Annotated in this window: 10 protein-coding genes; 5 read left to right on the forward strand and 5 right to left on the reverse strand. The window is 72.3% G+C overall.

The window, feature by feature from the left end; translation table 11 throughout:
• Positions 1-40: 40 nt before the first annotated feature.
• Positions 41-2,086: a primosomal protein N' gene (locus tag VFE82_RS00525; RefSeq protein WP_324998273.1), complete on the reverse strand. Its 2,046-nt coding sequence runs from the start codon at positions 2,084-2,086 to the stop codon at positions 41-43.
• Between the two features lie 339 nt (positions 2,087-2,425).
• Positions 2,426-3,514, reverse strand: a complete 1,089-nt coding sequence (hemE, locus tag VFE82_RS00530) for a uroporphyrinogen decarboxylase (protein ID WP_324998274.1) — start codon at positions 3,512-3,514, stop codon at positions 2,426-2,428.
• 53 nt (positions 3,515-3,567) lie between these two features.
• Here hemE and VFE82_RS00535 point away from each other — a divergent pair, with 53 nt between their 5' ends.
• From VFE82_RS00535 to VFE82_RS00555, 5 genes are all read left to right on the forward strand, one after another.
• Positions 3,568-4,668, forward strand: coding sequence for a methyltransferase domain-containing protein (locus tag VFE82_RS00535; protein WP_324998275.1), 1,101 nt, complete (start codon positions 3,568-3,570; stop codon positions 4,666-4,668).
• Positions 4,669-4,751: 83 nt separating this feature from the next.
• Positions 4,752-6,533 carry a glycoside hydrolase family 2 protein gene (locus tag VFE82_RS00540; RefSeq protein ID WP_324998276.1) on the forward strand — a complete coding sequence of 594 codons (1,782 nt, stop codon included), beginning with the start codon at positions 4,752-4,754 and terminating at the stop codon, positions 6,531-6,533.
• Positions 6,533-7,624, forward strand: coding sequence for a galactose-1-phosphate uridylyltransferase (galT, locus tag VFE82_RS00545; RefSeq protein WP_324998277.1), 1,092 nt, complete (start codon positions 6,533-6,535; stop codon positions 7,622-7,624). The genes VFE82_RS00540 and galT overlap by 1 nt, the downstream gene beginning before the upstream one ends.
• Entirely contained in the window at positions 7,621-8,757 is a 1,137-nt protein-coding gene (galK, locus tag VFE82_RS00550; protein ID WP_324998278.1) for a galactokinase, read from the forward strand. The genes galT and galK overlap by 4 nt, the downstream gene beginning before the upstream one ends.
• A 13-nt stretch (positions 8,758-8,770) precedes the next feature.
• On the forward strand, positions 8,771-9,556 hold the full coding sequence (locus VFE82_RS00555; RefSeq protein ID WP_324998280.1) for a general secretion pathway protein GspB: 786 nt from the start codon (positions 8,771-8,773) through the stop codon (positions 9,554-9,556).
• On the opposite strand, the gene VFE82_RS00560 is transcribed toward VFE82_RS00555, so the two are convergent.
• From VFE82_RS00560 to glf, 3 genes are read right to left on the reverse strand one after another with little or no spacing between them, the layout of a single operon-like run.
• Positions 9,538-10,152: a DedA family protein gene (locus tag VFE82_RS00560; protein ID WP_324998281.1), complete on the reverse strand. Its 615-nt coding sequence runs from the start codon at positions 10,150-10,152 to the stop codon at positions 9,538-9,540. The genes VFE82_RS00555 and VFE82_RS00560 overlap by 19 nt on opposite strands.
• Positions 10,153-10,162: 10 nt before the next feature.
• Entirely contained in the window at positions 10,163-12,358 is a 2,196-nt protein-coding gene (locus VFE82_RS00565) for a family 1 glycosylhydrolase (RefSeq protein WP_324998282.1), read from the reverse strand.
• Positions 12,359-12,363: 5 nt separating this feature from the next.
• The gene (gene glf, locus VFE82_RS00570) at positions 12,364-13,545 is read right to left on the reverse strand and encodes a UDP-galactopyranose mutase (protein WP_324998335.1); all 1,182 of its coding nucleotides are present in this window, start codon (positions 13,543-13,545) and stop codon (positions 12,364-12,366) included.
• Positions 13,546-13,790 lie beyond the last annotated feature (245 nt).

The following is a 13,790-nucleotide window of genomic DNA, read 5'->3' on the forward strand; positions in this document are numbered from 1 at the left end:
TGGTCCGGCGCGCCGTCGCCGGCTGCTGCGCGGTGCCGCGTCAGATCGCCAGCGGATCCACGTCCACCGCCCAGCGGATCAGGCCCTTCTGCCGGCTGTCCTGCAGCAGCGGCTGCCAGGCCGACAGGAAGCGCTGCAGCGCCACGCGCGAGGTGCTCTCGACCACCATCTGCGCGCGCTCGACGTTCGCCACCCGCTGCACCGCCATCGGCACCGGCGGGTACACGGTGACCTGCGGGGCGTCGGGCAGTTGCCGGGAGGCGTCGCTGGCCGCCTGCAGGAAGGCCTGCGCCACCTCCTGCGTGCGCGCCTCGGCCCGCACCAGGGCCTGGAACGCGAACGGCGGCATGCTCGCGGCTTCGCGCTCCTCCAGCTGCTGGCGCGCGAATGCCGGGTAGTCGTGCCGGCGCAGGGCGGCGAAGAGCGGGTGGCCGGGGTGCCAGGTCTGCACCCACATCTGGCTGTCCGCGGCGCGGGCGGCGTCGCGCCCGGCGCGGCCGGCCGCCTGCAGCAGCAGCGCGAACAGGCGTTCGGGTGCGCGGAAGTCGCTGGAGAACAGCGCCGAGTCGGCGTTGAGCGCGGCCACCAGGGTGATGCGGCGGAAGTCGTGGCCCTTGGTCACCATCTGGGTGCCGACCAGCACGTCGACCTCGCCCGCATGCACCTGCGCCAGCTGCGCATCGAGCGCGCCCTTCGCCCGGGTCGTGTCGGCGTCCATGCGGGCGATCCGGGCCGGCTGGCCATCCGGCCGCAGCGCACCGGCCAGCAGCTCGGCGATGTGCTCCTCCAGCCGCTCGGTCCCGCGGCCCAGCGGCGCGATGTCCAGGTTGCCGCACTGCGGGCAGGCGCGCGGCACCCGCTCGGTGAAGCCGCAGTGGTGGCAGCGCAGCGTCCGGTCGATCTTGTGGAACACCCGGTAGGCGCTGCAATGCGGGCACTCGCTCTTCCAGTCGCACGCCGTGCAGGCCAGCACCGGCGCATAGCCGCGCCGGTTCAGGAACAGCAGCGTCTGCTCGCCGCGCGCCACCCGGGTCTGGATGGCGTCCAGCAGCTGCGGGGAGACCACGGTCTTCTTGGGCTGCAGGTTCATGTCGACCAGCCGCACCGCCGGCAGCGCACCGGCGCCCACCCGGCTGGGCATCTCCAGCCGGCGGTAGCGGCCGCGCTCGCTCGCGTGCCAGCTCTCCAGCGAGGGCGTCGCGGAGCCCAGCAGCACCTTCGCGCCTTCGAGCCGGGCCCGGTAGATCGCCAGGTCGCGGGCGGAGTAACGGGCGCCCTCCTGCTGCTTGTAGCTGGGGTCGTGCTCCTCGTCGACCACCAGCAGCGCCAGCCCGGGCAGCGAGGCGAACACGGCCATGCGGGTGCCCAGCACGATGCGCGCGGCGCCGGTGTGGGCCGCCAGCCAGGCCTTCAGGCGCTGCGGCGGCGTCATGCCGCTGTGCATGGCCACCACCGCCGCCGCGCCGAAGCGCTCGACGAAGCGCGCGTGCAGCTGGGGCGTGAGGTTGATCTCCGGCACCATCACCAGGGCCTGGGCCTGCGGCCCGGCGGCCAGCGCCTCGGCCACGGCGTGCAGGTAGACCTCGGTCTTGCCGCTGCCGGTGGCCCCGAACAGCAGGAACGGGCCGGGACCCGTGCGCACCGCGTCCAGCGCAGCCGATTGCTCGTCGGTCAGCGCCGGAGGGGGGGTGCCCGCGGCCGGCGCGGATGGCGCCGCGGCGCGGGCCAGCCGCCGCCGCCATTGCGCCGGATCGAGCTCGCGCAGCTGCGGGGGCAGCGCCGCCAGCGCGACCTCGCCGGGGCTGCGCTGGTAATAGGCCGCGCAGAATGCAACCAGCTGGCGCCAGGCCGCCGAGAGCGGCGCGATGCCCTCCAGTTGCGCCACGATGCTGCGCTCCTCGTGCTCGCCGGGCGGCGCGCTCGCCTCGCCCCACACCACCCCGAGCACCTCCCGGCGGCCGAGCGGCACGCGCACCAGACTGCCGGGCGCCAGCGGACCGGCGCAGCGGTAGGTCAGCGCGCCGGCCAGGTTGCTGTGCGCCGGCGTGGCGACCACCACGTCCAACCGATGGGGCAACGAACTCATCCTTGCACGCGCATCTTGAGGTTGAGCTTCAGAGTCGGCCCCAAGTCGTTGATTTCAAAGCACTTCGCCGCTCTTCACGTTTTCTGTGGATAACTTTGTTGAAAGCTCGCGGCCGAGCTCTTGCGAAGCCCCAAGAATCAAGGGTTTGGCTGGAATGCCCGCAAAAACGGCATGTCCACAACTCCAAGGAAATCAAGGACTTAGCGTCGCTATCGGTTTGGTAGCGTGACTGCCCGGTCGCGGCCGCGACCCGGGGGCCGCAACACGCTTTTTGTGCATAAGTCAAGGCGCGAAAAAACGGAAACCTGCGCATCCGCCAGGGTATTCCCGGATGACTCGTCAGCCAACCGCCCGCCGGGACAACCGGTGCACGGCGTCCACCAGAACCTCCACGTGCTCGGGCGGGGTGTGCTGGCTGATGCCGTGTCCGAGGTTGAAGATGTGCGTCGCGCCGCGGCCGGGGCCGGTGTGCGGAGCACCGAAGCTGTCGAGCAGCGACTGGACCTGGGCCTGGATGCGCTCGGGCGGCGCGAACAGCACGTTGGGGTCCAGGTTGCCCTGCAACGCCTTGCGGTCGCCCACCAGCTGGCGCGCCTGGCCGAGGTTCACGGTCCAGTCCACGCCCAGCACCTCGCAGTCGAGCCCGGCCATCTGCGCCAGCCAGAGGCCGCCGCCCTTGGTGAACACGATGCGGGGGATGCGCTCGCCCGCGTGGTCGCGCCGCAGCTGCGACAGCACGCGCGCCGTGTAGGCCAGGCTGAATTCCTGGAAGGCGCCGTCGGCCAGCACGCCGCCCCAGCTGTCGAACAGCATCACCGCCTGCGCCCCGGCCTCGATCTGGGCGTTGAGGTAGGCGGCCACTGCGTCGGCATTGACGGCCAGCAGCTGGTGCATGAGGTCGGGGCGGGCGTACATCAGCGTCTTGACCAGCCGGTAGTCGTCCGAGCCCTGGCCTTCCACCATGTAGCAGGCCAGCGTCCAGGGGCTGCCGGAAAAGCCGATCAGGGGCACCCGGCCGTTCAGCGCGCGCCGGATCGAGGTGACTGCGTCGAACACGTAGCGCAGCTTCTCCATGTCGGGCACGGCGAGCGCGCGCACCGCGGCCTCGTCGCGCACGGTGCGCGCGAACTTCGGACCCTCGCCGAGTGCGAAGCTCAGGCCCAGGCCCATCGCGTCGGGCACCGTGAGGATGTCGGAGAACAGGATCGCGGCATCCAGCGGATAGCGCTCCAGCGGCTGCAGCGTGACCTCGGTGGCGTAGTCCACGTTGGTGGCCAGGCCCATGAAGCTGCCGGCGCGGGCGCGCGTGTCGCGGTATTCGGGCAGGTAGCGGCCGGCCTGGCGCATCAGCCACATCGGCGTGTACGGGGTGGCCAGGCCGTGGCAGGCGCGCAGGAACGTGTCGTTCTGGAGCGGGGCGAAAGTCATCGCGGGATTGTCGCTCGCGGCCGCGGCGCCCCCTCCGTATGATGCGCCACCCCATGGACGCCCGCTTCGAATCCGCCCGTGCCGCCTTCCTGCAGGGCCTGGCGCATTACCAGGCCGGCCGCTTCGAGGCGGCCGAGCGCGAGTTCGCCGGCTCGCTGGCGCTGGTGCCCGGCCGCGTGTCCACGCTCACCAACCTGGGCGCGACCCGGCTCAAGCTCGGCCGCCCGCAGGACGCGCTGGAGGTGCTGCAGCAGGCGCTGGCGCAGGACGCCGACAACGCCGAAGCCCTGGGCCATCTGGCCACCGCGCTGGCCGAGCTGGACCGGCCGGCCGAGGCGCTGGCGGCCGTCGGCCGGGCGCTGCAGCTGGACACGGCTGCCGGCGCGGCCTGGCTGCTGCAGGCCACGCTGCTGCGCGAGCAGGGCCGGCGCGAGGAGGCCGCCGCGTCGTACCGCGAGGCGCTGGCCCGCGGCGCCGATCCGCAGGTGGCCCGCTACTGCCTGGCCGCGCTGTCCGGCGAACCGGCTCCGCCGGCGCCGCCCCGCCATTACGTCGAGCAGCTGTTCGACGCCTATGCCGAGGGCTTCGATGCGCACCTGGTGGAAGCCCTGCAGTACCGGGCGCCGGCGATCCTGGTCGACGGCCTGGACCGTTCCTCCTTCGCCGCCGCCCTCGACCTGGGCTGCGGCACCGGCCTGTGCGGGCCGCTGCTGCGGCCGCGCGTGCAGCGCCTGGTCGGCGTCGACCTGTCGGCCAACATGGTGGACCAGGCGCGCCGCCGCGGCGCGTACGACCAGGTGGTGCAGGCGGACGTCGCGGAGCACCTCGCGCGCACGCCGGAGCGTTACGAGTTGCTCATCGCCGCCGACGTGTTCATCTATGTCGGCGCGCTGGATGCGGTCTTCGCGGGCGCGGCGCGGGTGCTGCAACCTGGCGGCGTCTTCTGTTTCTCGGCCGAAGCCGCGGATGGGCAGGACGATCTGGTGCTGCGTGCCAGCCTGCGTTATGCGCACTCGGAGCGTTACATCCGGATGCTTGCCGGGCAACACGGTTTCGCTGTCCGGCACGTCGCCCGGCATCCTTTGCGGATCGACCAGGGCCGGCCCGTCGCAGGGCTGTTCGCCTGGCTCGTCCTGCGCGGCCCGGCGGGCTGACGCGCCACCCGAACGCATCCAGGCGGGACGGCGCCGTCGCCGGCCGGGGACGCCGCGCCGGCCCCGCACCTAGGAGACAACGTTTGGATTTCGCCTACCCGCGCCCGCAGCTGCAACGCGCCAACTGGACCAGCCTGAACGGCAGCTGGCGCTTCCGTTACGACGACGACCTCGCCTTCAGTTGCCCGCAGGACATCCGTGACTGGCCGCAGACCATCACGGTGCCGTACCCGCCCGAGTCCCAGGCCAGCGGCATCGGCGACCGCGGCTTCCACAAGGTCTGCTGGTACCAGCGCGACGTCGAGATCAAGCCCGGCCAGGACCGCGTCATGCTGCGCTTCGGCGCCGTCGACTACGCCGCCCGCGTCTGGGTCAACGGCCAGCTCGCCGCCACCCACGAGGGCGGCCACACGCCGTTCGCGGCCGACATCACCGGCATGCTGGATCCCTCGGGCCGGCAGGTCATCACCGTGCGGGCGGAGGACGACCCGCACGAGCTCACCAAGCCGCGCGGCAAGCAGGACTGGCAGCTGGAGCCGCACTCGATCTGGTACCCCCGCACCACCGGCATCTGGCAGACGGTCTGGATCGAGCGGGTGCCGCGCACCTACGTCGACAAGATCCGCTGGACCCCGCGCGTGGAGGGCTTCCAGATCGGCTTCGAGGTGCGGGTGCGCGGCGATCTGGCCGACGACCTGTCGATCGAGGTCAGCCTCAGCCATGGCGAGCGGCTGCTGGCGCGCGACCGCTACCAGGTGGTCGACAACGAGGTGGACCGGTTCATCGTGCTGTCCGACCCCGGCATCGACGACTACCGCAACGAGCTGCTGTGGAGCCCCGAGCGGCCCACGCTGCTGGACGCGCGGATCCGGCTGCTGCGCGGCGACAAGGTGATCGACGAGTTCACCTCGTACACCGCGCTGCGCTCGGTGCACATCCTGCGCGACCGCTTCATGCTCAACGGCCGTCCCTACGTGCTGCGCCTGGTGCTGGACCAGGGCTACTGGCCCGACACGCTGCTCACCGCCCCCGGCGACGAGGCGCTGCGGCGCGACGTCGAGCTGGCCAAGGCGATGGGCTTCAACGGCGTGCGCAAGCACCAGAAGATCGAGGATCCGCGCTACCTCTACTGGGCCGACAGGCTGGGGCTGCTGGTCTGGGAGGAGATGCCCTCGGCCTACCGCTTCACCCGCACCGCCATCAAGCGCATCGTGCGCGAGTGGACCGAGGCGATCGACCGCGACTACAGCCACCCCTGCATCATCGTCTGGGTGCCGTTCAACGAGTCCTGGGGCGTGCCCGAGCTCACGGCGGTGCGCGAGCAGCGGCATGCGGTGGAAGCGCTGTACCACCTGACCAAGACGCTGGACGTGACGCGGCCGGTGATCGGCAATGACGGCTGGGAGTCGAGTGCGACGGACATCATCGGCATCCACGACTACGACGCCAACACCGAGCACATCCGCCAGCGCTACGGCAAGGAGATCCCGCCCGAGCAGCTGTTCGACCGGCGGCGTCCCGGCGGCCGGGTGCTCACGCTGGACGGCTACCCGCACCGCGGCCAGCCCATCATGCTCACCGAGTTCGGCGGCATCGCCTACGTGGGCAAGCCCGAGCCCGGCGTCAAGAAGGTCTGGGGCTACACCAAGGCCGAGACGGCCGAGGAGTTCGGCCGCCTGTACCAGGAGCTGATGCACACCATCGTCCACACGGCGCTGTTCAGCGGCTTCTGCTACACGCAGTTCGCCGACACCTACCAGGAGGCCAACGGGCTGCTCAACGCGGACCGCACGCCCAAGGTCCCGCTGGAGCTGATCCACGCGGCCACGACCGAGTCGCGCACCTGGATTCCCGGGACGCTGTGATGCACCGGCTGGCGCTCACCAAACCCGACGGGCGGCAGCTCACGCTGTACGCGCGCAGACCGATCGACGGCGCGCTCGTGGCGCCCAGCCCGTTCCCGGAGCCGCTGAACGCGTCGCCGCACCTGCGCTGGCATCCGCTGCGCGGCGAGTGGGTGACCTATGCCGCCTACCGGCAGGGCCGCACCTTCCTGCCCCCGCCCGAGTACAACCCGCTGGCCGCCACGGTGCGGGCCGACAACCCCACCGAGGTGCCGGCCGGCGCCTGGGACGTGGCGGTGTTCGACAACCGCTTCCCCTCGCTGGGCGTGCCCCCGGGCGGCGGCGAGGCCCCGCCGGCGCTGATCGTGCCCACCGAGCCTGCGCGCGGCCACTGCGAGGTGGTGGTGTTCACCCAGGACCCGGGCGGCGCGCTGGGCCGGCTGCCGCTGGACCACATCGAGCTGCTGCTGCAGGTGTGGGGCGAGCGCACGGAGCGGCTGGGCGCACGGCCCGAGATCCAGTACGTGCTGCCGTTCGAGAACCGCGGCGCGGAAGTGGGGGTGACGCTGCACCACCCGCACGGCCAGATCTATGCCTACCCGGTGGTGCCGCCGGTGCCGGCGCGCATGCAGGAGGTGGCGGCGGCCCACCATGCGACGCACGGCCGCGGGCCGCTCGAGATGCTGATCGAGGCCGAGCGCGCGGGCGGCGAGCGCATCGTCTACGCCGGCGAGCACGCGGTGGCCTTCGTGCCGGTCTGCGCCCGCTACCCGTACGAGGTCTGGGTGGCGCCGGTGCGCGCGGTGCCCGGCTTCGCGCAGCTGACGCCGGCCGAGCGGGCCGACCTGGCGCGCGCCCTCAAGACCGTGCTGCTCAAGTACGACGGCCTGTGGCAGCGGCCGCTGCCCTACCTGATGGCCTGGTACCAGGCGCCCACCGATGGCCGGCCGCATCCGGAGTCGCACCTGCACGCGCAGTTCTATCCGCCGTACCGCACCCGCGACCGGCTCAAGTACCTGGCCGGCACCGAGATCGCCGCCGGGCTGTTCGCCATGGATGCCCTGCCCGAGGACAAGGCCAGGGAGTTGCAACAGGTGGAGGTCACGCTATGAGTCACGTCGCGATGGAAGCGGAAGTGCAGGCCCGCGCCGAGCACCCACGCTCGCCCTCGACCCACGAGTTCGAGCAGGTGTTCCACGGGCTGCCGCAGGCCGAGGCGCAGGCGCCCGGCCGGGTCAACCTGCTGGGCGAGCACACCGACTACAACGACGGCTTCGTGCTGCCGGTGGCGATCCCGCAGCAGACGCGGGTGGCAATGCGGCGCAACGGCCACTCGCATTTCCGGCTGCACGCCGCCGAGCTCGACAGCGCGGTGGAGTTCTGCCTGGACGAGCGGCCGACCGACCAGTTCGCCACCTACGTCTACGGCTGCCTGCGCCTGGCGCAGGAGGACGGCGCGGAGATCCCGCCGCTGGACATCCACGTCGCCTCCGAGGTGCCGATGGGGGTGGGGCTGTCGTCGAGCGCGGCGCTGGAGGTCGCGACGCTGCGCTGCCTGCGCGCGCTGCTGGACCTGCCCATGGACGACGTGCGCATCGCGCAGCTGGCGCAGCAGGCCGAGATCCAGGACGCCGGCGTGCGCTGCGGGATCATGGACCAGATGGCCTCCAGCCTGGCGGCGACCGACCGCGCGCTGCTGCTGGACACGCGGTCGCTGGAGCGGCGCATGGTGGCACTGCCGCCGGGCAGCGCCGTGCTGGTGCTCGACTCCGGTGTGGCGCGCTCGCTGGCGGCCAGCGGCTACAACCAGCGCCGCGCCGAGTGCGAGCAGGCGGCGCGGCTGCTCGGCGTGCAGTCGCTGCGCGAGGTCGAGCACCTGGAGCGCATCGAGGCGCTGCCGGACCTGCCGCGGCGCCGTGCCCGGCATGTGTTCACCGAGAACGCGCGGGTGCTGCGGGCGATCGAGTGCCGCGACGCGCACGCCTTCGGCGAACTGATGAACGCCTCGCATGCCAGCCTGCGCGACGACTACGAGGTTTCCACGCCCGAGCTGGACCTGCTGGTCGCGCTGCTGCAGCGGCAGCCCGGCGTGCACGGCGCGCGGCTGACCGGCGCCGGCTTCGGCGGCGCGTGCGTCGCGCTGTGCCGACCCGAGGCGCTGCAGCAGGTCGCGCAGACGGTGCTGCAGCAGTACCGCGACGCGGGCCACCGTGGCCGGCTGCTGGTGCCGGCCGTCCAGCAGTAGGCAGGAGGTCGTCATGGGGCGCACGCAGGCACGACGTCGGCTCGCCTGGCTCTGCAGCCAGGTGGCACTGGCCGCGGTGGGCGGCCTTCCGGCCCTGTCCACCGCGCAGGTGACCCCGGCCGAGCCGTTCGGCGGGCGTCCGTTCGGTGCCGCACCGGGGACGCCGGCGGCTGGCAGCCAGAACCAGGGGCAGATTCAGCAGGGCCAGGGCGCGGTCCAGGGCCAGATGCCGCAGGCGCAGATGCCGGGGCAACTGCAGGGGCAGCCGATCCAGGTGGTGCCGGTGGTGCCGGTGCAGCCGGTCCCGATGGTGACCGCGCCCGCCGCGGGTGGCACCGCGGTGATGGGCAACGCGCCCGTGCCGCCGCCGTCCGCGCCTGGGATGGGGGGCGCGAACATCCCGGGCGGCGTGACGCAGGGCGGCCCGGCGTCGCAACGCCGCCCGAGCATGGCACCGTCGAGCGCGCCGTCGGCGGCGGAGCAGTCCGCGTCGGACGGCCAGACCGCGGCGCCGGCGCCCCGGGCCAACGTGCCGCCGTTCTCCGCGCCCGCGCCGCGGGCGGGGGCCTCGGCGCCCGCCGCCGCCCAGCGGCCGGTGCGCGGGCTCCCGCCGGAGGCGCCGCCGCTGGTGATCAGCGGCGGGGTCTACTCGAGCGACCCGGCACAGCGGCTGCTGATCGTCAACGGTCAGGTGGTGCGCGAAGGCGCCGACCTGGGCTCGGGCGTGAAGCTCGAGGAGGTCGGCCGCGAGGGCGCGGTCCTGGGCTTCCGCGGCGGCCGCTACAACGTGCTCTTCTGAGGGCCGCGGCCGAAGCGCCAGACGCGCCAGGCATAGCCGGCGACGAGCCCGGCCACGACGGCGCGCGTGACCCACTCCACCACGCCGTGCGCGGTGTCGTACTGCCCGCGCAGCAGGTAGCCCGCGCCCACCAGCAGCGCGCTCCAGGCCAGCGTGCCCAGGCCCGACCAGCCGACGAACGCCGGCACGGGCATGCGGGCCACGCCCGCCGGCAGCGAGATCACGCTGCGCACGGCCGGCACCAGCCGGCCCAGGCCCACCGACGAAGGTCCGTGGCGCCGGAACCAGGCCTGTGCCCGGCCGACGTCGTCCGGCGTCAGCGTGAGCAGGCGGCCGTGCGAGGCGGCGAACCGCTGGACCCCGCCCAGCCCGAGCCGCCGGCCGAGCGCATACCAGGCCAGCGCACCGAGCAGCGAGCCGAGCGTCGCCGCGGCCAGCACGCCGGCCGGGTGCAGCCGGCCGGTGGCCGCCACGTAGCCGGCGAACGGCAGCACCAGCTCCGAGGGCACCGGCGGGAACACCGTCTCCAGCAGCATCAGCAGCACGATGCCGGCATAGCCGGCGCGCTCGACGACGTCGATGATCCAGCCCGACATCGCCGCCGCCTCAGGCCGCCTGGCGCAGCGGCTCGTCGAGCACCACCTCGCACTCGCGCAGGTAGTGCTCCAGGCCCTCCTGCAGCGTCGGCATCACGATCCCGCGCTCGCTGTCCAGCGCCGAGTAGCGGGGGCGGGGCGCGACCTGGCCGAGGTCGCGCCCGGGGCGCCCCTGCACCAGCCGGCGGTCCAGGCCCGTTGCCTCCGCCGCCATCTGCGCCAGCTCGGCCCAGCTGACCGCGCCCCGGTTGGCCAGGTGCCACACGCCACGTTCGCCGTCGACCAGCAGGTCCAGCGAGGCGCGCACCAGGTGCGGCACGTAGGTGGGCGACACCCACTGGTCGTTCGCGGCCGGCCAGGGCTCGCCGCGCCGCATCGCAGCCAGCGCCAGGGTCACGAAGTTGTGCCGGTCCCAGGGACCGAAGAAGGCGGCGGTGCGCACCATCAGCGTGTCCGGGGCCACCGAGAGCAGGCGCTGCTCGGCCTCCCGCTTGGTGCGGCCGTAGGCGCCCAGCGGGCGGGTCTCGTCGCTCTCGACATACGGCGCGGCCTTGGCGCCGTCGAACACCAGGTCGGTGGAGAAGGTCACGAGGCGCACGCCGCGTTCGGCGCAGGCCCGCGCCAGCACCTCGGGGCCCTGGACGTTCTCGCGCCAGCAGCGCGGGTCGTCCTCGGCGTCGTCCACGCGCACGTAGCCGGCCGTGTTGACGACCGCCCAGGGCTGCCAGCGGTCGAGCGCTGCGCGCACCGACGCCGGGTCCGCGATGTCCATGTCCTGCCGGGTGAGCAGCTTGTAGGGCAGGCCGCGGATGTCGCACAGCCGGGCGTAGGCGCGGCCGAGGGTGCCGGTCGCGCCGGTGATCAGCAGCGGCTGGCCGACCACCGCCAGCGATTCGAGATCGCCGTGGCGCGGGTACTCCAGCCGCAGCTCGCGCTGCCACCAGCCCGGCCCTTCCAGCACCGGATGGGTGGGCCTGAGCCCGTGGCCCAGCGCGTGGGCCAGCCGGGCCAGGCCGGTCGGCCGCGGCTGCGCGTTCCCGCGCACGTCCCACAGCCCGGGTTCGTAGTGCCCCTGCTCGCGGGTGACCAGGCTGTCCCAGTCGCAGCTGCCGAACGCCGCCCAGAGGGTGACCGCGCGCACGTCCCGGCCCTCGTCGCGCAGTTGCTGCGCCGCCTGCCAGGCCTGGTGCAGCCAGCGCATCTGCTCCTCGCGGGTGCAGCCCAGGTGCACCTCGGTGATCGCGACCGGCAGGCCGTAGCGTTCGCTGGTCTCGCGCAGGCGCGCGGCGAAGCCGCCGATGTGCGCGCCGTGCACGCGGGCCGTCTCGACGTCCACGTAGCGGTGGCGGCCGTTGCCGCCGCGCAGGTGCTCGGGATAGAGCGCCAGCCGCTCGTCCAGGAAGCGCTCGCTGGTGATGTAGGCATTGACGCCCACGATGTCCGGCGGGCAGGGCTGCTCGACCAGCGCCAGCAGTTCCGCCTCGCCGGCGCCGTTCTGCAGCAGGTAGTCCCACAGCGGATGGTCGCGGCCGACGCGGCCGCACAGCAGGTCGTGGCCGAGCCAGCGGCGCTGGTTCTCGAAGTCGGCCTGGTACTGCAAGGTGGGGCTGGCCGCGGTGGTGTAGCCCAGGTCGTCGGTCTGCACCAGCATCGCCGACGGGTTCACCCGGCGAATGGCACGCATCGACAGCACCGTCGCCTGGATCTCGGTGAGCAGGCAGCGCACGAACGCGCGGTCGCTGCGCCCGTGCGGGAACCACACGCCGTACAGGCCGGAGAAGCGCGCGGTGGTGAGCGGCTCGTTGACCGGCGTGTAGGCATCGATGTCCGGGTAGCGCGCGGCCACGGCGCCGGCGTACTCGGCCAGCAGCTGCGGGAAGCGCGGATCCAGCAGGCTGGTGTGCGGCGGGCCGCTGCCGTGGTGCACGAGGCCGGCGATCGGCCGCACGCCCAGCTCGCGCAACCGCGCGATGCGCACGTCCGACCAGCTCCAGTCGGCGCTGGCCGGCCCGTCCGGCGCCGTGCGCTCCCAGATCAGGGGAAAGCGCATGCGCGTGATGCCCAGCCCGGCCAGCCGGTCGAGGTCATCCAGGCGGCGCTCGAAGCCACTGGCGCGCAACTGGTCGAGGTAGCGGTCGCCCACGCGGTTGACCGTGCACTCGGGGCCGGCCCACAGCTCCAGGCGGTCGTTGCTGCGGCGGTCCATCGGGGTCAGGCGCTTCCGGCGGCGGTGTGCTGCACCGCTTGCAGCGCCGCCTCGGCATCGGCCTCGGCGTGCTTTTCCTGCAGGCGCTTGAAGGCGGTGAGCGCCTGCGCGACCACCTGGTCCATGTTGTAGTACTTGTAGGTCGCCAGCCGGCCGACGAAGGTGACGTTCGCCATCGCATCGGCCTCGGCCTCGTACTTGCGGTACAGCTCGGCGTTCTCGGGACGCGGCACCGGGTAGTAGGGGTCGCCCTCGGCGCGCGGGTACTCGTAGACGACCGAGGTGGTCGGGTGCTCCTGCCCGGTGATGTGCTTGAACTCGCTGATGCGCGTGTAGCCGTAGTCGTTCGGGTAGTTGACCGTGCCCACCGGCTGGAACTGCTCCTGCTTCACGTTGACGTGCTGGAACTCCAGGCTGCGGTAGGGCAGCTTGCCGTACTTGAAGTTGAAGAAGGCATCGACCGGGCCGGTGTAGACCATGTGCTTCCAGGGCAGCAGGTCCACCACGTCGCGGTAGTCGGTGTTGAGCATCACCTTGATGTTCGGATGGTCGAGCATCTTCTCGAACATGCGGGTGTAGCCGTGCAGCGGCATGGCCTGGAAGGTGTCGGTGAAGTAGCGGTCGTCGCGGTTGGTGCGGGTCGGCACGCGCGCGGTGACGCTCGCATCGAGCTCCGAGGGATCCATGCCCCACTGCTTGCGCGTGTAGCCGCGGAAGAACTTGTTGTACAGCTCGCGGCCGACCTTGTTGACCACGACGTCCTCGGAGGTCCGGACGGTCTCCTTCTTCTCGGCGACCGACTCGAAGAACTTCTCCAGCTCGAAGCTGGTGAGGCTCAGGCCGTACATCTTGTTGACCGTGTCGAGGTTGATCGGGATCGGCAGCAGCTGTCCGTCCACGCTGGCCAGCACGCGGTGCTGGTACGGCCGCCACTCGGTGAACCTGGACAGGTAGTCGAAGATGTCGGCCGAGTTGGTGTGGAAGATGTGCGGGCCGTACGGGTGGATCAGCACGCCCGCGTCGTCGTGGCGGTCGTAGGCATTGCCGCCGATGTGCGGGCGCTTGTCGATGATGAGCACGCGCTGGTTGAGCACGGTGGCCAGCCGCTCGGCCAGCACGCTGCCGGCAAAGCCGGCGCCGACGATGAGGTAGTCGAAACCGCGCTGGCCCGGAACGGCGGCGTTCACTGCCGACTGGAACACTTCACTGCCTTTGTCCAATTGCTTCTCCTGGTGTGTCATGGGGGCGCCTGTCGCCCGCCGTCACGCGACGGCAATCGGGGGGCCCGGCCAGCCGAGCTTAGGCAGGGTGCGCGGATCGCGGCGTGGCAGGAATGACCTGCACGCATGTCAGCCATCGTCGTACGTCGGGCCGGGAAAGCGTCTGATGGGACGATTTCCCATGCGATCGGCGCGAACTCGACAGGACCGCT

The sequence above is a fragment of the Ramlibacter sp. genome (assembly GCF_035655895.1).
GTDB lineage: Bacteria > Pseudomonadota > Gammaproteobacteria > Burkholderiales > Burkholderiaceae_C > Ramlibacter.

Excerpts from the sequence above, each read along its gene's own strand:
- VFE82_RS00535 (WP_324998275.1), top strand. The coding sequence starts at position 3,568 with ATGGACGCCCGCTTCGAATCCGCCCGTGCCGCCTTCCTGCAGGGCCTG.
- galT (WP_324998277.1), top strand. The coding sequence starts at position 6,533 with ATGCACCGGCTGGCGCTCACCAAACCCGACGGGCGGCAGCTCACGCTG.
- VFE82_RS00525 (WP_324998273.1), bottom strand. The coding sequence starts at position 2,086 with ATGAGTTCGTTGCCCCATCGGTTGGACGTGGTGGTCGCCACGCCGGCG.
- galK (WP_324998278.1), top strand. The coding sequence starts at position 7,621 with ATGAGTCACGTCGCGATGGAAGCGGAAGTGCAGGCCCGCGCCGAGCAC.
- hemE (WP_324998274.1), bottom strand. The coding sequence starts at position 3,514 with ATGACTTTCGCCCCGCTCCAGAACGACACGTTCCTGCGCGCCTGCCAC.
- VFE82_RS00565 (WP_324998282.1), bottom strand. The coding sequence starts at position 12,358 with ATGGACCGCCGCAGCAACGACCGCCTGGAGCTGTGGGCCGGCCCCGAG.
- VFE82_RS00555 (WP_324998280.1), top strand. The coding sequence starts at position 8,771 with ATGGGGCGCACGCAGGCACGACGTCGGCTCGCCTGGCTCTGCAGCCAG.
- VFE82_RS00560 (WP_324998281.1), bottom strand. The coding sequence starts at position 10,152 with ATGTCGGGCTGGATCATCGACGTCGTCGAGCGCGCCGGCTATGCCGGC.